Source organism: Aeromicrobium sp. Leaf289 (assembly GCF_001423335.1).
Lineage (GTDB): Bacteria > Actinomycetota > Actinomycetes > Propionibacteriales > Nocardioidaceae > Aeromicrobium.
Window position 1 is genome coordinate 483,001 of the sequence record NZ_LMNK01000001.1, and the last position, 22,873, is coordinate 505,873.

A 22,873-nucleotide genomic window follows, 5' to 3' on the forward strand; every position below is an offset into this window, starting at 1 on the left:
GCCGGTGTGATCTCAGACCGGCACGACGTCGACGGCCACGCTGAGCGTCGACGTCTTCGCCTCCGTGAAGATGACGCCCTTCAGCGGCGGGACGTCGGCGTACTCGCGACCCCACGCGACGGTCACGTACCGCTCGTTGGCGGCCTGGTCGTTGGTGGGGTCGAGGGCGAGCCAGCCGCCGCCCGGCACCCACACCGCGGCCCACGCGTGCGTGGCGTCGGCGCCCAGGACCCGCTCCTTGCCCGGCGGCGGCTCGGTCGCCAGGTAGCCGCTCACGTACCGGGCGGCGAGCCCGTGCGACCGCAGGCACGCGAGGGTCAGCTGCGCGAAGTCCTGGCACACCCCTGCGCGGGCCTCCAGGACGTCCGAGATCGTCGTCGTCACGGTCGTCGCACCCTGCTCGTACGCGAAGTCCGCGTAGATCCGGTGCATCAGCTCCAGCGCCGCCTCCCCCAGCGGCCGCCCGGGACGCAGCGACTCGGCCGCGTAGGCGTGGGCCGCAGCAGGATGGTCGATCGAGGGCGACGCGAGCGCGAGGTCGATCGCCCGCCAGGCGTCCGGCACGTCACGGCGCTCGGTCGGCCGCGCCTGCTCCCACGGCACGGCCAGCGCGACGGGGTCCATCACCGGGACGTCGACCTCCACCACGCTGCGCGCCACCACCACGAGGTCACGATGGGCCTCGTCTAGCTGGAAGAACGTGGCGGTGTTGCCGTAGTGGTCGACGTCCGTGGCGAGGTCCAGCGGCGTGGGGTCGACGACGACCTCGTGCTGCTCGATGCGCTGCCAGGGCAGCTCGCGGGGGGTCAGGTAGCCGATGCCGTAGCTGCCGGTCACGTCGTCGTCGTAGGTGTAGGTGGTGCGGTGGGTGACGTCGAGCCTCATGCCGGCCCCCGTCCCGCCAGGCCGAACGACCGCGGGGCCGGCGCTGCGGCCAGGTGCATGGCCTCGAACGCCTCCGCGAAGCGCGACAGGTGCACGGCGACGGTGTCCAGGTGCCGCTCCAGGTTCGGCCGCGCCTCCCCCTCGATGGGCACGAGCGCCGCCGTGTCGACGCGGTCGAGCTCCTCGGCGAGGTCGTCGAGGAGCCGCTCGGGACGGGTCGATCCCGTCGAGGCGGGCAGCGCCGCGACGTGCCGCCGCAGCGCCTCGAGGTTGAAGCGCAGGGACCGCGGGTTGCCCGGGTCGGCGAGCAGCAGCTCGACGAGGGTGGTGACCCGCACGAACCCGCGGTAGCGACGACGATGGGTCACGGCGCTCTCGGTGGCCGTCAGAACCGCCTGGTGCAGGTGACGGTCGACATCGATGCCGCGGCGCACGGTGACCGAGCGACGCAGCAGCGCGACCACCTGCAGGCACCGCTCGAGGGAACGTCCCGCCTCGAGCACCTGCCACCCGTCGTCGTGGACCATGTTCGCCGTGGCGCCGTGCAGGGCGAGCAGACCCGTGAGCATGCGCTCGGCGCTCTCCGTGACCTGCAGGCTGTGGTCGTTGACGTCCAGCATCCCGGCGGCGCGCTCGGTGGCGCCGAAGGCGCGGAACACGTCGATGGAGAGCTGGTCGCGCACGCCCTGTGCCGCCGAGCGCAAGGCGGCGAACGACTGCGCCACGGAGGCCGGTCGCCCCGCGTCGAGCAGCACCGAGCGCAGGTCGGCGTCGATGGCCGCCGGGTCCGTGAGGTCGAAGGTCCCTGGCACCAGCTGCTGCAGCGCCGACCGAAGCACCCGCAGCGCGACGCCGCCGGCGCTGTACGGCCGGCTGCGGTAGTCCTCGGCCAGCGCGTGCGCGACCAGCACCAGCCGCAGGGTGTCCTCGGCGCGCTCGGCGTACCGACCGAACCAGAACAGGTCCTCCAGCACGCGCGGCACCGGCGGGGTGACGTTGCTCGACGACGTGACGGGCAGGACCTCGGCCAGGTGCTGGTCGGGGTCGTCCGCGCTCTCCTTGAGCACCCACACGTCCTTGCTCGAGACCGTGCGGCCACCCTCCAGCACCGAGGCGAGCCCGCCGAGCAGAGGTCGGTAGGAGGCGCCGTACCGCAGCGTGAACGCTCGCAGGGCCACCGACTGGGGCCTCACCGCACCCCCGGTGAGCCGGGGCGCCTGGGACCAGGCGGGCAGCTCCTGCGCGGCGAACCGGTGCGGTGCGGCCTCGACCTGTCGGAGCAGGTCGTCGGGACCGAGGTGCTCGACGTCGACGCTGCGGTCGATGGAGCGGACGGTCAGCTCGTCGACGTGCTTGCGGACGAACGCGAGCGACGAGGGATCCCCCAGCCAGTAGGTGGGGACCGACGCGAGACGGAGGGGCTCGTCGAGCAGCCGCTCGCACAGCTGCGACATGTACGGCAGGAGGGCGGGGTTCTCCAGCAGACCGGACCCGAGACCGTTGACGATGCGCACGTTCCCGCGTCGGACCGCCTCCAGCAGCCCCGGCACGCCCAGCTGGGAGTCGCCACGCAGCTCGAGCGGGTCGCACCAGGACGCGTCGACCCGCCGCAGGATCACGTCGACCCGCTCGAGTCGACCGAACACGCGCATCCACACCGCCCCGGAGCGCACCACGAGGTCGTTGCCCTGGACCAGCGGGAAGCCCAGGCTCGACGCGAGGTGGGCCTGGTCGAAGGCCGTCTCCGACGACGACCCCGGCGTGAGCACCACGACGCGCGGGTCCGCCACGTGGTCGGGCGCGGCCTGCATGAGGGTCGAGCGCAACGCCTGGAGGAACGGGCCCATCTGGTGCAGCCCGGCCTCGCGGTACATCTCGGGCAGCACCCGCGAGATGACGTGGCGGTTCTCCATCGCGTACCCGAGGCCCGACGGGGCCTGCGCGCGGTCCGCGACGACCATCCACTCGCCCGCAGGCGTCCTGGCCACGTCGGTGGCCGTGACGAGGAGCGGACGCGCGTCGGTGGAGGAGGCGCGGGCGGTCACGCGCAGGTAGCCCTGGTGGGCGTACACGAGCTCGGGCGGGAGCACGCCGTCGGCCAGCACCGTCTGCGGACCGTGCAGGTCGGCGAGCAGCGCGTTGAGCAGCTCGGCCCGTTGCGCGAGCCCGACCTCCAGCGGGGCCCAGTCCTGGGGCGAGAGCACGATCGGGAGCGGATCGAGCCGCCAGGTCGCGCGGGGCTCCCCCGGTCGGCGGTAGGTGACCCCGTCGTCACCGAGGAACCGGTCGATGTCGCGGTGCACCCGGCGCAGCTGGGAACCGGTGATCTCGAGGGCGCTCGCGGCGATGCTCCGCCAGGCGGGCCGCAGGGCGCCGTCGGCGTCGACGACCTCGTCATAGCGACCGGGGGCGGCGTCCAGGGTCGGTTGGCCGACTGCCGAGGCGTAGTCGCGCAGGACCGTCATGGCGATGTCGTCAGCCGCCCAGGGCCCGGCGCCCCCGCCGGGGGCACCCGGCGCAGGTCGAGCGTGTGGGGGTACTCGTCGCTGTGGGCGCGACGACCCGCCTCGACGAGCGCGCCGACGTCGACCGGGCCGGTGCCGGCCGGCTGGGTGACGAACCGGCTCGACCGACGCGCCTCGGCCTCCTGGGCGTTGACCGGCGGGTGGTCGTAGGCACGGCCACCCGGGTGCACCACGTGGTAGGTGCAGCCGCCGAGCGCGAGGCCGGACGCGACGTCGACGACCTCGAGGTGCAACGGAGAGTGCACCGGGATCGAGGGGTGCAGCGCCGACCACGGCTGCCACGCCCGGTAACGGACGCCCGCGTAGTACTCGCCGGGCACGCCGGTCGGGGTGAGGGGCACGGGAACACCCTGGCACGTGACGAGGTGGCTCGACCGCGAGATGCCGCGAACCGTCACCTGCAGCCGCTCCAGGGAGGAGTCGACGTACCGCGACGTCCCTCCGCCCGTGGCCTCCTCGCCCAGCACGTGCCACGGCTCGATGGCGCTGCGCAGCTCCAGCTCGACCGGGCCGGCGGGCGTGGCCACCTGGGTGAGGCCGATCCGCGGGAAGCGGAACTCCACGAAGGGGTCGAGCCAGGACCGCTCGAACGCGATCCCGTGGGCCTGCAGGTCGCCCACCACGGCGTCGACGTCGCGGATCGCTCCCTGGGGCAGCAGGAAGTCCTCGTGCAGGGCCGAGCCCCATCGCACGAGCGGATCGATGCTGGGCGACTCCCAGAACCGCGCCACGAGGGCCCGCACGAGCAGGGCCTGCACGAGCGCCATCTGCGGGTGCGGAGGCATCTCGAAGCCGCGCAGCTCGAGCAGCCCCAGGCGGCCGCGCGACGAGTCGGGGCTGTACAGCTTGTCGATGCAGAACTCCGCGCGGTGGGTGTTGCCGGTGAGGTCGGTGAGCAGGTGCCGCAGGGCGCGGTCGACGAGCCACGGGCGCACGGGCTCGTCCTTCTCCGCCGCCTCGGCGGCCAGGCGGTGCACCTCGGAGATCGCGATCTCCATCTCGTAGACCGCCTCGGGACGACCCTCGTCGAAGCGCGGCGCCTGGCTCGTCGGACCGATGAACCGCCCCGAGAACAGGTAGGACAGCGACGGGTGTCGCTGCCAGTGGGTCAGCAGGCTCACGAGGAGGTCGGGACGACGCAGGAGGGGCGAGTGCGCCGGGGTCGTGCCGCCGAGCGTGATGTGGTTGCCGCCGCCGGTGCCGGTGTGCTGGCCGTCGAGGTCGAACTTCTCCGTCGCGAGGCGGGTGCGCCGGGCGGCGTCGTACAGCGTGTCGGTCAGCGCGCTCAGCTCGGCCCACGAGCGGGTCGGGTGCACGTTGACCTCGATGACACCCGGGTCGGGGGTGACGCTCAGCTGGGTCAGGCGAGGATCCGGCGGCGGGCCGTAGCCCTCGACCACGACCGGTGTCCCGACGGCGACGGCGGCGGCCTCGACCACGTGCAGCAGGTCGGCGTAGTCCTCCAGCCGCTCGGTGGGTGGCAGGAAGACGTGCAGGACCTCGGCCCCGTCCTCGCTGCCGGGACGGACCTCGAAGGCGAGCGCCGTGGTGGGCTGCTCGTCGGGATCGACGACCACGACGTCGGGCACGCCGGGCACGAGGGTCGGTCCGGCCTCGAGGTAGGACGGATCGCCCGACGCCTCGGGGTCGGTCCACGTGATCGAGTCCAGCGGCAGGCGCAGACCGACGGCGGAGTCGCCGGGCAGCAGCACGAGCCGACCGCGCCGGAAGCGCCAGGCAGGGCTGCGCCACGTCTCCCCCGTCGCCAGCGGCAGCACCCACCCGGTCGGACGCGCCACGGCTGCGTCGAGCTCGGCCACGAGGCCGACGTCGGGGACCTGCTCCGCCCCGTCGGGACCGACGGAGTCCGGGCGGGGGCCGTCGGGACGCGACACGTCGTGCGCGAGCACGGCGAACGGGTCCTCCCACGCCGGCAGCACCTGCTCGGCCGGGAGCCCGAGCAAGTGCGCGACCTCGCGCGCCAGCCGCTCGGCCGTGCCGTGCTCGACGGCCTCGTTCTCGGCCCACGGGTCGCACAGCAGGTCCGGCTCGCTCCACAACGGCTCACCGTCGGTTCGCCACTGCATCGAGATCTGCCAGCGCGGCAGGGGTTCGCCCGGGTACCACTTGCCCTGCCCGCGGTGCACGAGCCCACCGGCGGCGTACACCTGGCGCAGACGCTCGGCGAGCTCGGTGGCGAGGGCGCGCTTCTCGTCACCGTCGGCGTCGGTGTTCCACTGCGCCGAGGTCATGTCGTCGACGCTCACGAAGGTGGGCTCGCCGCCCATCGTGAGGCCCACCTCGCCGGCGTCGAGCCGGGCGTCGACGTCGGCCCCCACCGCGTCGACGCGCTGCCACTGGGCGTCGGTGTACGGGAGCGTGACCCGGGGGTCCTCGTGGACGCGGGTCACCTCGTTGACGAACGAGAACTCCACCTCGGCCGGCTCCAACGCACCCGTGATGGGGGCGGCCGACGACGGGTGGGGCGTGGCCGAGAGCGGGATGTGGCCCTCCCCCGCGAACAGCGCCGACGTCGGGTCCAGGCCGACCCAGCCGGCGCCCGGCACGAAGACCTCGGCCCACGCGTGCAGGTCGGTGAAGTCCTCGGTGGCACCCGCCGGCCCGTCGAGGGCCTGCGCCGCGACCAGCGGGTCCGGGGCCAGCTGCACGAGGTAGCCCGACACGAACCGCGCAGCGAGCCCGTACTGGCGCAGCAACGACACGAGGAGCCAGGCACTGTCACGGCACGACCCGATCGCGCGCGTGAGCGTCTCGTCGGGCGTCTGCACCCCTGGCTCCATGCGCACGGTGTAGGCGACGTCGCGGTGGACGGCGTCGTTGAGCCCGGCGAGGAACTGCACGAGCGGCACGCCGTCGTCCGGGAGGTCCGGGAGGGTGTCGCGCCACTGGGAGACGACCGGTCCGGGACCGGCATCGGCCCCGCTCTCCCCGACCGGACGCAGGTAGGGAGCGAGGTCGGCCGCCAGCTGGGGCTCGTACGTGAACGGGAAGGTCTCGGCGTACTCCTCGACGAAGAAGTCGAACGGGTTGATCACCATGAGGTCGGCGACGAGCGAGACGTCGATGTCCAGCTCGGTGACCTTCTCGGGGAACACGAGCCGCGCCTGCCAGTTGCCGAAGGGGTCCTGCTGCCAGTTGACGAAGTGCTCGGCCGGCGAGACCTTCATCGCGTAGGCGTCGATGGGCGTGCGGCTGTGCGGCGCTGGACGCAGCCGCACGACGTGCGGGCCCAGGGCGACAGGGCGGTCGAAGCGGTAGGTCGTGCGGTGGCGGAGCGAGACCTTGATCGACATGGCGCAAGCCTGCCTCATGGCTGTTTCACGGCCGTGACGGCACCGACCCGGTTGCCCGGCCGGGCGTCGGTCAGGCAGGCGTGACCAGGTAGTGCAGGATCAGCCACGCGACGGGGGCGACGGCGATCAGGGAGTCCAGACGGTCCATGAGACCTCCGTGGCCGGGGAGCAGGTCGCCCATGTCCTTGATGCCGAGGTCGCGCTTGACCAGGGACTCCGACAGGTCACCGAGCGTGGCCATGACGACGCCGGCGACGCCGAGCAGGACGCCGACCCACCAGTCGCCGTCCAGCCCGAGCACCACGGTGCCGATGCCCGCACCGATGCCGAAGACGAGCGAGCCGGTGAAGCCCTCCCAGGACTTCTTGGGGCTGATGGTCGGGGCCATGGGGTGCTTGCCGAACAGGACGCCGGCGATGTAGCCGCCGATGTCGGAGGCGACCGTGGCCACGATGAACGCGACGATGCGCCAGGGTCCGTCGTCCTCGACGAGCATGAGCATGACGAAGACGCCCATGAGGTGCAGGTAGGACAGGCAGAACAGGCCGGCACTCGCGTCGCGCACGAAGCCGTCGGCGCCGTCGGAGAGTCGCCACACGAGGGTGCCGATGACGGTGAGGGCCATCGCGACGGCCGCGGTCTCCATGCCGCCGTAGTAGGCGCCGAGCAGCATGAGGGTGCCGCCGGTGAGCACGGGCAGGAACGGGACAGTGATCCCGGCCTTGCCGAGGGCCCTGGCCAGCTCCCACAGACCGACGCCGAGCGCGAGCACGACGACGGCGACGAACAGGTCCTTGAAGAGGAACAGCGACGCCACGACCGTGCCGCCGAGCGCGGCACCGACGGCGATGGCCGCCGGCAGGTTGCGCCCGGCGCGGCTCTTCTTCTGCGCCACCGCGGGGTCGGGCTCGTCCAGGGGTCCGTCCGTGGGGGCGGGCTCCTCAGACCTCAAGGAGCTCGGCTTCCTTGTTCTTGAGCATCTCGTCGATCTGGTCCACGTGCTGCTTGGTCAGCCCGTCGAGCCGCTTCTCGGCGCCGGTGTTGTCGTCCTGGCTGATCTCGGAGTCCTTCTCGGCCTTGTCCATGGCCTGCTTGGCGCTGCGGCGGACACCGCGCACGGCCACCCGGCCCTCCTCGGCCTTGGAGCGCGCGAGCTTGATGTACTCCTTGCGCCGCTCCTCGGTGAGCTCGGGCAGTGTCACGCGCAGCACCTTGCCGTCGTCGGACGGGTTGACGCCGAGGTCGGACTCGCGGATGGCCTTCTCGATCGCACTCTTCGCGCCCTGGTCGTAGGGGCTGATGATGACCGTGCGAGGCTCCGGCACCTGGAAGCCCGCCAGCTGCTGCAGCGGCGTGGGGGTGCCGTAGTACTCGGCCGTGATCTGGGCGAACATCGCCGGGTGCGCACGACCGGTGCGGATCGCGGCGAACTCCTCGCGGGTGTGCTCGACGGCCTTGTCCATCTTGCTGCCGGCCTCGCGCAGGGTCTGGTCGATCACGATGCGTCTCCTGTAGTCGTCCCGTTGAGTGGTCCGGTCCCACCGTGGACCAGCGTCCCGATCCTCTCACCACGCAGGACGCGGGCGATGTTGCCCTCGCCCTCCATGCCGAACACGATCATGGGCAGGTCGTTCTCCATGCACAGCGCGAACGCGGCCGCGTCGACCACCTTGAGGCCGAGGCGCAGGGCCTCGGCGAAGGTGATCTCCTCGAAGCGTCGCGCCGATGCGTCGGTGCGCGGGTCGGCGGAGTAGACCCCGTCGACGCCGCTCTTGCTCATGAGCACCGCGTCGGCCTTGATCTCGAGCGCACGCTGGGCCGAGACGGTGTCGGTGCTGAAGTAGGGCATGCCCGCACCGGCGCCGAAGATCACGACGCGGCCCTTCTCGAGGTGCCGGATGGCGCGCCGGGGGATGTACGGCTCGGCGACCTGCCCCATGGTGATGGCCGACTGCACCCGGGTGTCGATGCCCTGCTTCTCGATGAAGTCCTGCAGGGCGAGGCTGTTCATGACGGTGCCGAGCATGCCGATGTAGTCGGCGCGGGACCGCTCCATGCCGCGCTGACTGAGCTCGGCGCCGCGGAAGAAGTTGCCGCCGCCGACGACGATCGCCACCTGGGCGCCCTCGCGCACGGCCTCGGCGACCTGGCGGGCGATGGCGTTGACGACGTCGGGGTCGATGCCGATGCTCCCGCCACCGAAGACCTCGCCGGACAGCTTCAGCAGCACGCGACGGACGCCGGGACCTGGGGTCCCGGCGTCCGCCGTCGACAGCTCCGTGCTGCCGTGCACGCCACGGGGGTCGGCCGGGTCACCGTTCGTCTGGTGGATGCTCACGATGCTCCGGTCCTTCCTGTGGTCGTGCGTGGGTCGACTCCTGCGCTCAGGCGCCGATCTCGATGTGCGCGAAGCGCGTGATGCTCACGCCGGCGGCGTCGAGCACGGCCTTGACCGTCTTCTTGTTGTCGGTGACGGACGGCTGGTCGAGCAGCACGACGTCCTTGAAGAAGCCGTTGACGCGACCCTCGGTGATCTTCTCGATCGCCTGCTCGGGCTTGCCCTCCTCGCGGGCCGTGGCCTCGGCGATCTCGCGCTCCTTGGCGACGATGTCGGCGGGCACGTCCTCACGGGTGAGGTAGCGCGGACGCATGGCCGCGATCTGCATGGCGGCGCCGCGGGCGGCGTCGAGGTCGTCGCCGGTGTACTCGACGAGCACGCCGACGGCCGGCGGGAGGTCGCTGGCACGACGGTGGAGGTAGACGGCGACCTGGCCGTCGAACGCGGCCACGCGGCCGAGCTCGATCTTCTCGCCGATGACGGCGGCGAGGGCGCTGACGGTCTCCTCGACGGTCTTGCCGTCGTCGAGGGTCGTCTTGGCGAAGGCCTCGGCGCTCTCGGGCTTGCTGGCGTCGGCCGCGGCGGCCAGGCGCTCGGCGAGCTCGATGAACTGCTCGTTCTTGGCGACGAAGTCGGTCTCGGAGTTGAGCTCGACGATGGCGGTGCCGGTGTTGGCGACGAGGCCGGACGAGGCCTCGCGCTCGGCGCCGCGCTTGGCGGCCTTGGCCGCACCGGAGATCCGCAGGATCTCGACGGCCTTGTCGAAGTCGCCGTCGGCCTCGGTGAGGGCCTTCTTGGCGTCCATCATCCCGGCGCCCGTGGCGTCGCGGAGCTTCTTCACGTCTGCGGCAGCAATGGCCATGTGCGTGGTCTCTTCCCTGATCGTGGTGGTGGCAGGTGGTGGGGTCGGGTGCCGGGGATGGCCCGGCACCCGACCAGGGATCACTTGTCGGCGGGAGCCTCGGTGGCCTCGGCAGCGGGGGCCTCGGCAGCCGGAGCCTCGGTCGTCTCGGCAGCCGGAGCCTCGGCGGCGGGCGCCTCGGTGGACTCGGCAGCCGGGGCCTCGGCGGCGGGGGCAGCGGACTCGTCCTTCTTCTCGAGCAGCTCGCGCTCCCACTCGGCCAGGGGCTCGTCGCCACCGAGCTCGGCGCCGGCCTCCTCGTTGCCCGTCTTGGCGCCGCCGCGCTGCAGCAGGCCCTCGGCGACGGCGTCGGCGACCACGCGGGTCAGCACGCTGACCGAGCGGATGGCGTCGTCGTTGCCCGGGATCGGGTAGTTGACGTCGTCGGGGTCGCAGTTGGTGTCGAGGATCGCGACGATCGGGATGCCGAGCTTCTTGCACTCGTCGACCGCGAGGTGCTCCTTCTTGGTGTCGACGATCCAGACCGCGGACGGGGTGCGGGCCATGTCGCGGACGCCGCCGAGGGTGCGGTTCAGCTTGTCGTACTCGCGACGCATCTGGAGGAGCTCCTTCTTCGTGCGACCCGAACCGGCCACGTCGTCGAAGTCGATCTCCTCGAGCTCCTTCATGCGCTGGAGCCGCTGGTGCATCGTCTGGAAGTTGGTGAGCATGCCGCCGAGCCAGCGCTGGTTGACGAAGGGCATGCCGACGCGCTTGGCCTGCTCCTCGACCGGCTCCTGCGCCTGGCGCTTGGTGCCGACGAACAGGATCGTGCCGCCGCGGGCGACGGTGTTCTTGACGAACTCGTAGCCGGCATCGATGTAGGCCAGCGACTGCTGCAGGTCGATGATGTAGATGCCGTTGCGCTCGGTGAAGATGAAGCGCTTCATCTTCGGGTTCCAACGACGGGTCTGGTGCCCGAAGTGGACGCCGCTCTCGAGCAGCTCTCGCATGGTGACGACCGCCATGGTCGATTCCTCCTCTGGACGCACCGGCCCTGCGGCGGGTGGTCCGTTCCTGGTTGATGCACCGCCGGTCGGCGGTGCCCTGACTCCCGTGCCACGCGAACCAACCTGCGAGCAGGACCAGGATCGCGCCCGGCGTTCGGTCGACGAGCGACGTCACGACGGAGACGGGCGTGCGAATTTCACGTCCGAGGACGTGATGGGGTCAGTCTAGGACACCGGGCGGGAGAACGAGAAATCCACAGACCCGGCGCCGTGGGCACCTGCGGACGTCCCGTGTCCACAGGTCGCGACGAGGGCCTGCCGCGACGAGCGCCGACGGGGTTCGCTCGAGTCATGCCGGCCCGCTCCCCCCACCCTCGCCTCCTCCTCGCCGTCGGTGCTGCCGCCGCGATCCTGCTGTCGACGGCGACCGGTGTTGCACGAGCCTCGGACGAGGGCCCGTCGTGGTCGTGGCCGCTCGGCCAGCGGGTGGTGGGCACCGACTTCGACCCGCCCGACACCCCCTACGGTGCGGGGCATCGCGGGATCGACCTGCCCGGCTCCCCGGGCGAGCCCGTGCGTGCCGTGGCGGCCGGCCGGGTCAGCTTCTCGGGGACGGTGGCCGGCGTGGGCGTGGTGACCGTCGACCACGGGGGCGAGCGCTCCACCTACCAACCGGTGGAGCGGCGCACGGTCGAGCGTGGCGACGCGGTCGAGCCCGGCGAGGTCCTGGGTCGACTCGCGCCGGGTGGGACGCACTGCGCGAGCGCGTGCCTGCACCTCGGGCGACTGCAGGGCGAGCGCTACCTCGACCCGCGCGATCGGCTCACCGGCGAGTCGCGGTTCGTGCTCGTGGACCCTGACGCCCGACTCCCCCGGCCCCCGGCCGGCGCCCTCGGCTCGCTCGGCGACCTCGCCCGGCCCGTCGGTGGGCCGGTCACGTCGGCGTTCGGGATGCGTGTCCACCCGGTGACCGGCATCCGCAAGCTGCACGACGGCGTCGACCTCGGCGCCTCCTGCGGCACGCCCGTCCGAGCGGCGAAGGCCGGTACCGTCCGGTCCGCGGGGCGCGACGGTGCCTATGGACTCCGGGTCGTGCTGGACCACGGCGGCGGCGTGCGCACCGCCTACGCCCACCTGTCCTCGGCCTCGGTCTCGCGCGGCGACCGCGTCGATCCGCGCACCGTCGTCGGCCGCGTGGGCTCGACCGGCATGTCGACCGGCTGCCACCTGCACTTCATGGTGGTGCGCGGCGGGAAGCCGGTCGATCCGATGGGGTGAGGGGCTCTGCTCCCCGTTCGCCTGCGGCTGCGTTCTCTTGGGTGGGTCTTGGCTCGCTGCCGCGCTCCCGCGGATGGGTCTTCTCCTGTGGCTGCGCTCCCGCGGATGGGTCTTCTCCTGTGGCTGCGCTCCCGCGGGTGGGTCTTCTCCTGTGGCTGCGCTCCCGCGGGTGGGTCTTCTCCTGTGGCTGCGCTCCCGCGGGTGGGTCTTCTCCTGTGGCTGCGCTTCCGCGGGTGGGTCTTCTCCTGCGGCTGCGTCGCTGTGGGTGCGAGTCGACCTGCTCTCCGAGAGGGCCTCGACCGGCGGACGGGTCCGGGCTCGGCCGGGCTCTCGGAGCGCGGCTCCGGGAACGCAGGATTCTGCGTTCGTGAGGGAGAGGGCGAAGGATGCTGCGTTCTCTACGGGATCCCGTCACCAACGCAGCATCGTTGGGGCTTCAGCGCGTGAAGGCAGAATCCTGCGTCCACCGGGGGCGTCTCGTGNTGCTCTTCCGATCTGCTCCGGGAACGCAGGATTCTGCGTTCGTGAGGGAGAGGGCGAAGGATGCTGCGTTCTCTACGGGATCCCGTCACCAACGCAGCATCGTTGGGGCTTCAGCGCGTGAAGGCAGAATCCTGCGTCCACCGGGGGCGTCTCGTGCGTCGGGTGGGCAGAGATTCTCCCTACTCGTGGACCGTCCCACGACGATGGAGAATCACTGCCCCTCCGGGGCCCCTGGTCGTCGCCACGATTCTTCCTTCACGAGGCACGGAAGGTGCGCCGCCGGTCGGCCGGATCGGGCTCGCGGACCACGAGTCCGTGCGTCTCGAGCNCGGGTGGGCAGAGATTCTCCCTACTCGTGGACCGTCCCACGACGATGGAGAATCACTGCCCCTCCGGGGCCCCTGGTCGTCGCCACGATTCTTCCTTCACGAGGCACGGTCCACGCGAAGGAAGAACCGTTCGTGGATCACGCGCAGATGAAGAATCGTGGCCGCGCCCCGCAGACCCAGCCGAGACCAGTCCCAACGCTCCGGTCGAGGCCCTTTCGGAGACCGACCCGCCTGGGAGCCACAGCGACGCAGCCGCAGGTCGACGGCCGGAGGCGACGAGGCGGCCGCAGGACGCGTCGTCCTGCACCCGTGTCCTACGCCCGCGGGTGCGCCAACCGGTACGCGGCGCGCAGCCGCTCGGTGCTCACGTGGGTGTAGATCTGGGTGGTGCCGAGGGAGGCGTGGCCCAGCACCTCCTGCACGCTGCGCAGGTCGGCGCCGCCCTCGAGCAGGTGGGTGGCGGCGGTGTGCCGCAGGCCGTGGGGGCCGAGGTCTGGGGCGCCCTCGACCACTGCGAGCCGGTCGTGCACGATCTTGCGGGCCGCGCGAGGGTCGAGTCGACCGCCGCGGACGCCCAGCAGGAGCGCCGGCCCGCTCTCCGGGCCGACCAGCGTCGGCCGCCCGATGGTGACCCAGGCGTCGACCGCATCGGCTGCCGGAAGCCCGTAGGGCACCGAGCGCTCCTTGCGACCCTTGCCGAGGACGCGCAGCAGGCGACGGCCGCGGTCGATGTCGTCGATGTCGAGACCGCACAGCTCACCCACACGCACGCCGGTCGCGTAGAGCAGCTCGAGGATGGCCAGGTCCCGCAGGCCCACGGGACCATCGGTCTCGATCGCGGCCGACGTGGCGTCGAGGAGCGCCCGGACCTCGGTCTGGCTGAGCACGTCGGGCAGGGCGCGCTGCGAGCGAGGACTGGCGAGCAGTGCCCCAGGATCGTTCGTCGCGCGGCCGGTGCGCACCAGCCAGGCCGTGAACGAGCGGATCGACGTCGCGCGTCGGGCCAGCGTGGCCCGCGACCGGCCGAGGGTCTGCTGGTTGGCCAGGAAGCTGCGCAGCGCCCGCGTGGTGAGCCCCGACGGCTCGCCCACCCCGAGGGCCCGAGCGTGGTCGGCCAGGTGGCCTAGGTCGACGAGGTAGCCGCGGACGGAGTGCTCGGAGAGGTCGCGCTCGTGGCGCAGGTGCTCGGTGAACGCCTCGAGCGCGTCGTCCCAGGCTCCACTCATGGTCCCAGCGTGACGGGTCGGCGGGCCGCGATCGAGGCACCACGCGGGAGCACCAGCCACCGGTCCCCCACGCGGGCGCACCATCCCTGCCGCTCGAGACCCGCCAGCAGGTCCGCCACGTCGGCCCTGCTGCCTCGCGCGGCGACCGCGACGTCGGCGGTGCTGCGCGCCTCGGTGAAGGAGAGGGCGTCGAGCACCCGCCGAGCCAGCCCGCCCAACCGGTCGTGGTCGGTGTCGGACGGCCGGACCGGCTCGGGCACGTCGGCCGACACGCCGGCCACGGCGTCGAGGACCTCGCGGCCGTTCGTCACCAGGACCGCCCGCCCGTCGCGCAGCGCCTGGTGCACCCCGGCGGACTGCTGCGACGTGACCGGGCCAGGCACGGCCATCGTCACCCGCCCCAGGGCGTCGGCCCAGTTCAACGTGTTGAGCGATCCGCTGCGGCGGGCCGCCTCGACGACCACCGTGCCCACCGTGAGCCCGGCGATGATGCGGTTGCGGGTGAGGAAGCGTGACCGCATCGCGACCTGCCCGGGCGCTTGCTCGGAGACCACGAGACCGTCCTGGGCGATGCGCTGCAGCAGCGCGGCGTGGGTGCGTGGGTACTCGACGTCGGCACCGCAGGCGAGCACCGCCACGGTCGGTCGGTCCTGCACGAGGGCGCCGCGGTGGGCCGCGGCGTCGATGCCGAACGCCGCCCCACTCACGACCGTGCCGCCCTGGTCGGCCACGTCGGCCGCGATCTCGGAGGCGCAGTCGCTCCCGTAGGCCGTGCACGAGCGGGCGCCCACCACGGCGATGCCGTGCTCCACGAGCGACGCGAGGTCGCCCGGGCCGCGCACCCACAGCCCGAGCGGCGCACCGGTGCTCCCACCGAGGGGCTCCACGTGGTCGAGGTCGTCGAGCGCCGCGGGCCAGGCCGCGTCGCCGGGCACGACCCAGCGGAGTCCGTGCGCCTCGGACCTCGCGCGCGCACTGCTCACGGCTCGGTCCAGACGCGCGGCCCCCTCCAGCCAGGCGTGCGGGACCTCCAGCCGGGAGCGTCGGGAGCCATCACGGACCACCTCGAGGAGGCCCGCCGGGTCGTGCTCGCGCACCCACTGCACGAGGCGCGGGTCGCCGGGCTCCACGAGCAGGCTCAACGCCATCCGCGCATCGGCGTCCGTGGCGTGCGTGCCCCGCCGTGCGGGACGGTTCGCGGAGGTCATGGCGCCACCACCACGTCCCGCAGCAGGGGTCCGAGCGGGGTACCTCGGCGCAGGGCGAGCGCCAGCTCGACCTCCTCGACGTCGGGCCGCTCCCCCTCGCGCAGGTCGCAGACGCTCCAGGCGACGCGGAGCACCCGGTCCGCGGAACGGGCGGAGAGTCGTTGACCGCGCAGCTGGGAGTCCACGAGCCGCCTGGCCGCGTCCGTCGCCGGCCAGTGCTTGCGCAGGTCGACGCCGGGCACGTCCGCGTTGACCTGCCAGGGCGTGCCGGCCAGTCGTTCGGCCTGGCGGGACCGGGCCCGCGCGACGAGCGGCGCGAGGTCCCGCGTCGATCGGGCGTCTGAGACGCCGTGGACGAGCTCCGGCCGGGTCGGCGCGACGAGGGTGCGGTGAATGTCGATGCGGTCGCGCACCGGTCCGGAGATCCGGTCGCGATAGCGCCGCTGCATCAGCGGGGTGCACTCGCAGGGCTCGCTCACCGACCCGCCCTGTCCGCACGGGCACGGGTTGGCCGCCAGGAGCAGCTGGAAGCGGGCCGGGAACGTCGCGGTCTGGGCGGACCGCGAGACCACCACGTGCCCGCTCTCCAGGGGCTGGCGCAGCGCGTCGAGCACGTTCGAGGCGAACTCCGGCGCCTCGTCGAGGAACAGCACCCCGCGGTGAGCGAGCGACAGCGCACCGGGCCGGATGACCCGTTGGCCTCCACCGACGATCGCGACGGCGCTCGCCGTGTGGTGCGGGTCGACGAACGGAGGACGCCGCACGAGGGGGACGTCGGACGGCAGGACGCCCGCCAGGGAGTGCACCGCGCTGACCTCCAGCGCCTGGGGGCGGGTGAGGTCCGGCAGGAGACCAGGCAGCCGCTGGGCGAGCATGGTCTTGCCGATGCCCGGCGGACCCGTCATCAGCACGTGGTGGCCACCGGCCGCAGCGACCACCACCGCCGTGCGGGTGTCCTCCTGCCCGGCCACGTCGGCGAGGTCGAGACCGGCCACGCGGTCGCTGTAGGCGTGGCCGAGACCGTCGCCACCGTCCAGCGGAGGGACCGGCGGGTCGTCGGGCTCCTCCTGCCCGGTCAGCATGGCCACCACCTGGCGCAACGACCGCACGCCGACCACGCCGATGCCGTCGACCAGCTCGGCCTCGCCGACGTTGGACTCGGGCACGAACACGCGCTCGAACCCGGCCTCGGCGGCGGCGACCGTGGCCGGCAGGACGCCTCGCACCGCGCGGAGGCGACCGTCGAGCGCGAGCTCCCCGATGAACACCGTCCCGACGGTGGCCGCGAGCGGCACGATCTTCTTCTCGACGAACATCGCGAGGGCGATGGCGAGGTCGTAGTGGGACCCGGTCTTCGGCAGCGTGGACGGGGCGAGGTTGATCGTGACCCGCTGGTCGGGCCAGGACGCGCCGGAGTTGACCACCGCCGCGCGCACCCGGTCGCGAGCCTCGTTGACGATCGCGTCGGCAAGACCCACGACGACGGTCGACGGGAAGCCGTTGGCGATGTCGACCTCCACCTCGATCGCCCGCCCGGTGAGGCCGTCCAGGGTCACCGAGTGCAGGGCCGCCATCAGGCCACCCCGCTCACACGCTCGACGACCGGCCCGCCACGGCGTGGGATGCGCACGGACACGACGTCGATCCGCACGCCCAGCGGCTCCAGCCCGTGCGCCTGCAGCCAGGCCGACGCCGCGCGACGCAGCCGCTGCGCCTTGCGGCTCGAGACCGCCTCGAAGCCCGTGCCGTGCCGCTGGCTGGTGCGGGTCTTGACCTCGCAGAAGACGATCGTCGCACCGTCACGGGCGACGATGTCGAGCTCGCCCCACCGGCACGTCCAGCGGCGGTCGAGGATCGTCATGCCGTGGGACTCCAGGTGTCGCGCAGCCACCTGCTCGCCGTACTGCCCGACGGCGTCGTTGCGTGCGTAGGTCATGCCTCCAGCGTCGGCGGGACGACGGACCGGCGACAGGCCACGGGCGCAGGCTGTGGACGACGGTGCTCGAGCGTGCGACGTCCTGTGGACGGACCGCGAGCGCCGGCTCGGCTCAGCTCGACGGAACCTTGACGTCGGAGTCGGCCAGCTCCTCGACGTTGACGTCCTTGAAGGTGAGCACCTTGACGTTCTTGGCGAACCGCGCCGGACGGTAGATGTCCCACACCCAGGCGTCGTTCATGGAGACCTCGAAGTAGGCGTCGCCCGTCTCGGAGCGCACCTTCACGTCGACGGCGTTGCAGAGGTAGAAGCGCCGATCGGTCTCCACCACGTACTTGAAGATCTTCACGACGTCGCGGTACTCGCGGTACAGCGCGAGCTCGGCCTCGGTCTCGTACCGCTCGAGGTCCTCTGCGCTCATCTGCTCCCCATCGCCTCGTCGCTCGCCCGGACGGCACCGGACTCGATGACCGGAACACTACCGGCCGCCGGCACGCTGCCCGGCAGGCTCCACGAGCGGCGGTGGTGGTGGCTGGGCCCGTGGGTGCGCAGGGCCTCCACGTGCGCCGGCGCCGCGTAGCCCTTGTTCTCGTGCCAGCCGTACTCCGGGTGCTCACGCGCCAGCTCCACCATGAGCGCGTCACGTTCGGTCTTGGCGAGGATGCTCGCCGCGGCCACCGCCGCGCAGCGCAGGTCGGCCTTGATCGCCGTGACCACCGGCGGCAGCGGCACCTCCGCGACGTCGAAGAGCGAGGCCTGGTCCGGGACGCTCAGGTAGTCGTGGTTGCCGTCGAGCAGGACCAGGTCGGGCGGGGTCCCGACCTGCTCCAGCGCTCGTCGCGCGGCCAGGCGCATGGCCGCCATGATGCCGACGTCGTCGATCTCCGCGGGTGACGCGTGGCCGACGCCGTACCCGGCCCCGTGGGTGGCGGCCCAGCGCCGGATGCGGGGCGCGAGTCGGACGCGCGCGTCAGGGGTCAGCAGCTTGCTGTCGCGCACCCCCTGGGGTGCGGTGCGCGTGCTCGCGGTGATGGCCACGACGCCGACGCTCACCGGACCGCTCAGGGCGCCGCGGCCGACCTCGTCGGCGCACGCCAGCACGGTGCAGCGCTCGCGCAGGAGGCTGCGCTCGAGTCGGAGGGTGGGCCGACCGGTCACTGCGACGACGCGGGCTCGGACGGGACCTCGGCGAAGGCCTCGCTGCCCCGGATGAGACCGATCCGCTTCCACGGCCACACGCGGACCCACGCCTTGCCGACGACCGAGTCGACGGGGATGAAGCCGCCACCGGGGTCGCCCTGGTGCACGCGGGAGTCCGCGGAGTTGCCCCGGTTGTCGCCCTGCACCCAGAGGTGGTCCTTGGGCACCACGACGTCGAAGCGCGACTCGGCGTTGGCGCTCGGGTCCCTCAGGTACGGCTCGTCGATCGACACGCCGTTGACCGTCAGACGACCCTCGTCGTCGCAGCACGCCACGCGGTCCCCGCCGACGCCCACGACACGCTTGATGAGGTGGCCGCCCGTGGGGAACAGCCCGATGACCTCGAGCGCCTTCTGCGCCGGGTTGCTGGCACGGGCGGACTCGCTCTGGTCGAGCCATCCACCGGGATCGTCGAAGACGACGATGTCGCCACGCTGCGGATCCCCGGTCCAGTAGGAGACCTTCTGGACGAGGATCTTGTCGTTGACGAGCATCGTCGGCTCCATGGACTCCGACGGGATGTAGAAGGCCTGGAGGAAGAACGCCTTGACCACGACGGCCATCACCATGGCGGTGACGACGAGGAGGATGGACTCCTGCCAGACGGGGAGCTGGCGCTTCGTGGTCTCACTCACGACGTGAGCCTAGACGCAGCATCCTGGGCGGGCTCGACGGCCACGCGGGAGGACGCTCAGTCCTCGCGCTTCTCCTTGATCTTCGCGGCCTTGCCGCGCAGCGAGCGGAGGTAGTAGAGCTTGGCCCGACGGACGTCGCCGCGGGTGGCGACCTCGATCTTCTCGATGACCGGGGTGTGGAGCGGGAACGTGCGCTCGACACCGACGCCGAAGCTGACCTTGCGGACCGTGAAGGTGCGTCCGATGCCCGAGCCCTGCACCTTGATGCAGACGCCCTGGAACACCTGGACGCGCGAGCGGTTGCCCTCGACGACCTTGACGTGGACCTTGAGGGTGTCGCCGGCGCGGAACGCGGGGATGTCGTCGCGTCGCGACTCGGCTGCGACCTGGTCGACCAAGTTGGTCATGTCTACTCCTCGCCGGTGCCACAGGTCACCCACGGAAACGATGGTGAGAAAAGTCTTGGTGTCGTACCGGTGCTCGTCGACGGCTCCCCTGTGGCAGAACCGCGGTGCACCAAGGGACGATTCTGCCACAGCGGCCCGGCCCGAACGAAACTGGCCCCGACGAAGCCGGCCCAGCCGAGACCGGCCCTCGGTGGCCCGGGAGAACCGTGGCGCCCGGGATCGGCCCCCGGACGCCACGAAGGGCCCCTGCCCGAGCAGGAGCCCTCCGTGGGGTTCGGGTGACGACTCAGTCGAGCGCGTAGCCTTCCGAGCCGTGCAGCGCGGTGTCGATGCCGGCGACCTCGTCCTCCTCCGTCACGCGGAAGCCGATCGTCTTCTCGATGCCGAAGCCGATGGCGAAGGCCACGACGAACGAGAACACGATGATCGTGAGCGACGAGAGGATCTGGGCGAACAGCAGGTCGGTCTCGCCACCGAAGAACAGGCTGCCGCCGGTCAGGGCCTCCGAGCCGAACAGACCGATGTAGACGCAGCCGATGAAGCCGGCGACGAGGTGGATGCCCACGACGTCGAGCGTGTCGTCGTAGCCGAGCTTGAACTTCAGGTCGACAGCCAGGGCGCAGGCGACACCCGACACGATGCCGAGCACGATCGCCCAGAGGGGCGTGACGAAGGCGCAGGCCGGCGTGATGGCGACGAGCCCGGTCACGATGCCGGACGCCGCACCCACCGCGGTGGCCTTGCCGTCACGGAAGGTCTCGACGACGATCCAGCCGATCAGCGCGGCCGCCGGGGTGATGAGCGTGTTGAAGAAGATCAGCGACGTCTGGCCCTCGTCGGCGCCGTAGACACCGGTGTTGAAGCCGAACCAGCCGAACCACAGGATCGAGGCGCCCAGGAGCACCAGCGGCACGTTGTGCGGCTGGGACTCCTCCTTGGAGAACCCGAGCTTGCGCTTGCCGAGAACGAGGGCGAGAGCGAGGGCCGCAGCACCGGCGGACTGGTGGATGATCGTGCCGCCGGCCCAGTCGAGCGCCGCACCGAAGCCGAAGACGTCGTTGGCCAGCCAGCCGTAGAAGTTGCCGTCGGCGTCCACCCCGAAGAGCCAGCGGAACGTCGGGAAGACGACGAAGGTCGTGAACAGCCCGGCGAAGAGCATCCACGGCCAGAAGCGTGCCCGGTCGGCGACCGCGCCCGAGACGAGGGCGACCGTGATGATGCAGAAGGCGACGAGGAACGCGTGACCGCCGAAGGCGTTGGCCGCGTCACCGCCACCGACCCCCGACATCAGGTCCGACATGCCGAAGTCCTCGAACGGGTTGCCGAAGAGCTTGCTGCCGCCGCTCGTGCCGTTGCCGGCGATGCCCGTGCCGCCGTAGAGGACGTAGAGCACTGTGACCAGGGCGAGCGAGCCGAAGCTCAGCATCATCATCGAGATCGCGGACTTGGACTTGACCAGACCGCCGTAGAAGAACGCAAGACCCGGCGTCATGAAGATGACGAGTGCCGTGCACAGCAGCTGCCATGAAAGATCGACTGACATACCCACCTCGTTGTAGCTGGTTGAGTGAACATCGGCGTCCCACAGCCACGCTGCTGTTCTTGGAGGAGCCGCGTTCATCATGGGGCGGCAAGGTTTCCTCAACCACGCCCGGAATGTTTCACCTGCATGACGCCGGTGGCCCCCGTGTTAAATCCGGCGCACAGGGCCTCGTCGGTGGGTGTTCGACGTCGTCAGTCGGTCAGGAGATCGGGCCGACGCTCCCGCGTGCGGGCGACCGCCTGCTCGTGCCGCCAGGCCGCGATGGCCCCGTGGTGGCCGGACAGCAGCACGTCGGGCACGTCGAGACCGCGCCACGCCGCGGGCTTGGTGTAGACCGGGTACTCGAGCAGCCCGTCGTCCCCGTGGGACTCCTCGGCGAGGGAGGCGGGGTTGCCCATGAAGCCGGGGACGAGCCGCACGACGGCCTCGATGACGGCGAGCGCGGCGACCTCTCCCCCGTTGAGCACGAAGTCCCCGAGGGAGACCTCCTCGACGCGCCAGCGCCCGCGGGCGTGGTCGATGACCCGCTGGTCGATTCCCTCGTAGCGGCCACAGGCGAAGACGAGGTGTCGTTCGCGACTCAGGTCGTGGGCGAGGGACTGCCGGAAGGGCGTGCCCGAGGGCGTGGGCACCAGGACGACGGCCTCGTCGCTGGTGACGGCGTCGAGGGCCTCGCCCCAGGGCTCGGGGCGCATGACCATGCCGGCGCCGCCTCCGTAGGGCGTGTCGTCGACGGTGCGGTGGCGGTCGTGGGTGAAGTCGCGCAGGTCGTGGGTGCGGATCTCGAGCAGGCCGCTCGCGCGGGCCCGGCCGGCGAGCGAGAGGTCGAGGGCGTCGAGGTAGGCGGGGAAGATCGAGACGACGTCGATGCGCATCGTCGGGGCGACGCGGTCGCCCGGTCCCCCGCTCACGTCCCGTCGCCCACGTCCGGGGTGGCGACGGCCTGGGCGTCGGGGTCCAGCAGGCCCGGGACGTCGGCCAGCGCGACGTGACCGGCGGCGAGGTCGACCTCGGGCACGAGAGCCGTGACGAAGGGGACGAGGACGCCGCGGGCGCCGTCGTCGAGATCGACGGAGAGCAGGTCCTGCTCGGGCAGGTGCAGCACCTCGGTCACGATGCCGACGTCGACTCCGTGGTGGTCGTGCACGCGCAGGCCCACGAGCTGGTGGTCGTAGTAGGCGTCGTCCTCGTCGGGCTCGTCGGCCGGATCGATGTCGACCTCCAGCACACGACCGTGCAGCGCCTCGGCCGCCGTGCGGTCGGCGACCCCCTCCAGACGCAGCAGCAGCCGCCCGGAGTGGTTCCGGGCGGCTGCCACGACGACGGTGCGGTCGCCGGCCACGAGCGCCGTGCCCGGGGCGAACCTTCGCCCGGGCTCGTCGGTGCGGATGTCGACCGTCAGCTCACCCTTGATCCCGTGAGCCCGGCCGATCCGACCGACCACGACGCGCATGGTCAGGACCTCAGCGCTGGCGGTCGACGTCCACGAAGTCGATGCGGGCACCCTTGGTGCCGGCGACCGCTCCGCTGACGGTGCGGATCGCCGACGCGGTGCGACCCTGACGGCCGATCACCTTGCCGAGGTCGGCCGGGTTGACGCGCACCTCGAAGAGGTCGCCGCGCCGCGTCTGCTTCTCGCTCACGTCGACCTCGTCGGGGTGGTCCACGATGCCCGACACGAGGTGCTCGATGACCTCCTGCGTGCGACCGGCCAT

The 22,873-nt window shown here is 72.0% G+C and carries 21 protein-coding genes; 1 reads left to right on the plus strand and 20 read right to left on the minus strand.

Annotated features, from left to right (window positions below; genetic code table 11):
- Positions 1–12 precede the first annotated feature (12 nt).
- From ASF37_RS02275 to rpsB, 8 genes are all read right to left on the minus strand, one after another.
- Positions 13–885 carry a transglutaminase family protein gene (locus ASF37_RS02275; RefSeq protein ID WP_056578939.1) on the minus strand — a complete coding sequence of 291 codons (873 nt, stop codon included), beginning with the start codon at positions 883–885 and terminating at the stop codon, positions 13–15.
- Positions 882–3,350 (minus strand): circularly permuted type 2 ATP-grasp protein, encoded by a 2,469-nt coding sequence (locus ASF37_RS02280; RefSeq protein WP_056578941.1) that lies wholly within the window; start codon positions 3,348–3,350, stop codon positions 882–884. The genes ASF37_RS02275 and ASF37_RS02280 overlap by 4 nt, the downstream gene beginning before the upstream one ends.
- Positions 3,347–6,724 (minus strand): DUF2126 domain-containing protein, encoded by a 3,378-nt coding sequence (locus ASF37_RS02285; protein ID WP_056578944.1) that lies wholly within the window; start codon positions 6,722–6,724, stop codon positions 3,347–3,349. The genes ASF37_RS02280 and ASF37_RS02285 overlap by 4 nt, the downstream gene beginning before the upstream one ends.
- Before the next feature lie 70 nt (positions 6,725–6,794).
- Complete coding sequence (locus ASF37_RS02290) at positions 6,795–7,676, minus strand: phosphatidate cytidylyltransferase (protein WP_056554150.1); 882 nt, start codon at positions 7,674–7,676, stop codon at positions 6,795–6,797.
- Positions 7,666–8,220: a ribosome recycling factor gene (frr, locus tag ASF37_RS02295; RefSeq protein WP_200914550.1), complete on the minus strand. Its 555-nt coding sequence runs from the start codon at positions 8,218–8,220 to the stop codon at positions 7,666–7,668. The genes ASF37_RS02290 and frr overlap by 11 nt, the downstream gene beginning before the upstream one ends.
- Positions 8,220–8,999 carry a UMP kinase gene (pyrH, locus tag ASF37_RS02300; RefSeq protein WP_200914549.1) on the minus strand — a complete coding sequence of 260 codons (780 nt, stop codon included), beginning with the start codon at positions 8,997–8,999 and terminating at the stop codon, positions 8,220–8,222. The genes frr and pyrH overlap by 1 nt, the downstream gene beginning before the upstream one ends.
- 109 nt (positions 9,000–9,108) lie before the next feature.
- On the minus strand, positions 9,109–9,924 hold the full coding sequence (tsf, locus tag ASF37_RS02305) for a translation elongation factor Ts (protein ID WP_055967346.1): 816 nt from the start codon (positions 9,922–9,924) through the stop codon (positions 9,109–9,111).
- Positions 9,925–10,004: 80 nt separating this feature from the next.
- Positions 10,005–10,931 carry a 30S ribosomal protein S2 gene (gene rpsB / locus ASF37_RS02310; RefSeq protein ID WP_055967343.1) on the minus strand — a complete coding sequence of 309 codons (927 nt, stop codon included), beginning with the start codon at positions 10,929–10,931 and terminating at the stop codon, positions 10,005–10,007.
- Between the two features lie 333 nt (positions 10,932–11,264).
- Between rpsB and ASF37_RS02315 the strand changes: the two genes are divergently transcribed.
- Positions 11,265–12,191: a M23 family metallopeptidase gene (locus ASF37_RS02315; protein ID WP_056578947.1), complete on the plus strand. Its 927-nt coding sequence runs from the start codon at positions 11,265–11,267 to the stop codon at positions 12,189–12,191.
- Between the two features lie 1,126 nt (positions 12,192–13,317).
- Here the strand turns inward: ASF37_RS02315 and ASF37_RS02320 are convergent.
- From ASF37_RS02320 to ASF37_RS02375, 12 genes are all read right to left on the minus strand, one after another.
- Positions 13,318–14,229, minus strand: coding sequence for a tyrosine recombinase XerC (locus ASF37_RS02320; RefSeq protein WP_056554138.1), 912 nt, complete (start codon positions 14,227–14,229; stop codon positions 13,318–13,320).
- Positions 14,226–15,437: a DNA-processing protein DprA gene (dprA, locus tag ASF37_RS02325; RefSeq protein WP_055967335.1), complete on the minus strand. Its 1,212-nt coding sequence runs from the start codon at positions 15,435–15,437 to the stop codon at positions 14,226–14,228. The genes ASF37_RS02320 and dprA overlap by 4 nt, the downstream gene beginning before the upstream one ends.
- The gene (locus ASF37_RS02330; protein WP_056578950.1) at positions 15,434–17,011 is read right to left on the minus strand and encodes a YifB family Mg chelatase-like AAA ATPase; all 1,578 of its coding nucleotides are present in this window, start codon (positions 17,009–17,011) and stop codon (positions 15,434–15,436) included. The genes dprA and ASF37_RS02330 overlap by 4 nt, the downstream gene beginning before the upstream one ends.
- The gene (locus ASF37_RS02335; protein WP_055967329.1) at positions 17,011–17,373 is read right to left on the minus strand and encodes a YraN family protein; all 363 of its coding nucleotides are present in this window, start codon (positions 17,371–17,373) and stop codon (positions 17,011–17,013) included. Before ASF37_RS02335 ends, ASF37_RS02330 begins: the two co-directional genes overlap by 1 nt.
- A gap of 112 nt (positions 17,374–17,485) precedes the next feature.
- Complete coding sequence (locus ASF37_RS02340; RefSeq protein WP_055967326.1) at positions 17,486–17,794, minus strand: DUF2469 domain-containing protein; 309 nt, start codon at positions 17,792–17,794, stop codon at positions 17,486–17,488.
- Positions 17,791–18,531 carry a ribonuclease HII gene (locus tag ASF37_RS02345; protein WP_055967323.1) on the minus strand — a complete coding sequence of 247 codons (741 nt, stop codon included), beginning with the start codon at positions 18,529–18,531 and terminating at the stop codon, positions 17,791–17,793. Before ASF37_RS02345 ends, ASF37_RS02340 begins: the two co-directional genes overlap by 4 nt.
- Complete coding sequence (gene lepB, locus ASF37_RS02350) at positions 18,528–19,208, minus strand: signal peptidase I (protein ID WP_235492941.1); 681 nt, start codon at positions 19,206–19,208, stop codon at positions 18,528–18,530. Before lepB ends, ASF37_RS02345 begins: the two co-directional genes overlap by 4 nt.
- A 56-nt stretch (positions 19,209–19,264) precedes the next feature.
- Positions 19,265–19,615, minus strand: coding sequence for a 50S ribosomal protein L19 (gene rplS, locus ASF37_RS02355; RefSeq protein WP_055967319.1), 351 nt, complete (start codon positions 19,613–19,615; stop codon positions 19,265–19,267).
- Positions 19,616–19,901: 286 nt separating this feature from the next.
- Positions 19,902–21,158 (minus strand): ammonium transporter, encoded by a 1,257-nt coding sequence (locus ASF37_RS02360; RefSeq protein ID WP_055967317.1) that lies wholly within the window; start codon positions 21,156–21,158, stop codon positions 19,902–19,904.
- A 191-nt stretch (positions 21,159–21,349) separates the two neighbouring features.
- Entirely contained in the window at positions 21,350–22,033 is a 684-nt protein-coding gene (trmD, locus tag ASF37_RS02365; RefSeq protein WP_056554878.1) for a tRNA (guanosine(37)-N1)-methyltransferase TrmD, read from the minus strand.
- 32 nt (positions 22,034–22,065) lie between these two features.
- Entirely contained in the window at positions 22,066–22,611 is a 546-nt protein-coding gene (rimM, locus tag ASF37_RS02370) for a ribosome maturation factor RimM (RefSeq protein ID WP_056578953.1), read from the minus strand.
- A gap of 10 nt (positions 22,612–22,621) precedes the next feature.
- Positions 22,622–22,873, minus strand: a complete 252-nt coding sequence (locus ASF37_RS02375) for an RNA-binding protein (protein ID WP_055967311.1) — start codon at positions 22,871–22,873, stop codon at positions 22,622–22,624.

Coding starts and splice junctions, on each gene's coding strand:
- ASF37_RS02275 (WP_056578939.1), bottom strand. CDS start 885: ATGAGGCTCGACGTCACCCACCGCACCACCTACACCTACGACGACGAC.
- ASF37_RS02280 (WP_056578941.1), bottom strand. CDS start 3,350: ATGACGGTCCTGCGCGACTACGCCTCGGCAGTCGGCCAACCGACCCTG.
- ASF37_RS02285 (WP_056578944.1), bottom strand. CDS start 6,724: ATGTCGATCAAGGTCTCGCTCCGCCACCGCACGACCTACCGCTTCGAC.
- tsf (WP_055967346.1), bottom strand. CDS start 9,924: ATGGCCATTGCTGCCGCAGACGTGAAGAAGCTCCGCGACGCCACGGGC.
- rpsB (WP_055967343.1), bottom strand. CDS start 10,931: ATGGCGGTCGTCACCATGCGAGAGCTGCTCGAGAGCGGCGTCCACTTC.
- ASF37_RS02315 (WP_056578947.1), top strand. CDS start 11,265: ATGCCGGCCCGCTCCCCCCACCCTCGCCTCCTCCTCGCCGTCGGTGCT.
- ASF37_RS02320 (WP_056554138.1), bottom strand. CDS start 14,229: ATGAGTGGAGCCTGGGACGACGCGCTCGAGGCGTTCACCGAGCACCTG.
- dprA (WP_055967335.1), bottom strand. CDS start 15,437: ATGACCTCCGCGAACCGTCCCGCACGGCGGGGCACGCACGCCACGGAC.
- ASF37_RS02330 (WP_056578950.1), bottom strand. CDS start 17,011: ATGGCGGCCCTGCACTCGGTGACCCTGGACGGCCTCACCGGGCGGGCG.
- ASF37_RS02335 (WP_055967329.1), bottom strand. CDS start 17,373: ATGACCTACGCACGCAACGACGCCGTCGGGCAGTACGGCGAGCAGGTG.
- ASF37_RS02340 (WP_055967326.1), bottom strand. CDS start 17,794: ATGAGCGCAGAGGACCTCGAGCGGTACGAGACCGAGGCCGAGCTCGCG.
- rplS (WP_055967319.1), bottom strand. CDS start 19,615: ATGACCAACTTGGTCGACCAGGTCGCAGCCGAGTCGCGACGCGACGAC.
- ASF37_RS02360 (WP_055967317.1), bottom strand. CDS start 21,158: ATGTCAGTCGATCTTTCATGGCAGCTGCTGTGCACGGCACTCGTCATC.
- trmD (WP_056554878.1), bottom strand. CDS start 22,033: ATGCGCATCGACGTCGTCTCGATCTTCCCCGCCTACCTCGACGCCCTC.
- rimM (WP_056578953.1), bottom strand. CDS start 22,611: ATGCGCGTCGTGGTCGGTCGGATCGGCCGGGCTCACGGGATCAAGGGT.
- ASF37_RS02375 (WP_055967311.1), bottom strand. CDS start 22,873: ATGGCCGGTCGCACGCAGGAGGTCATCGAGCACCTCGTGTCGGGCATC.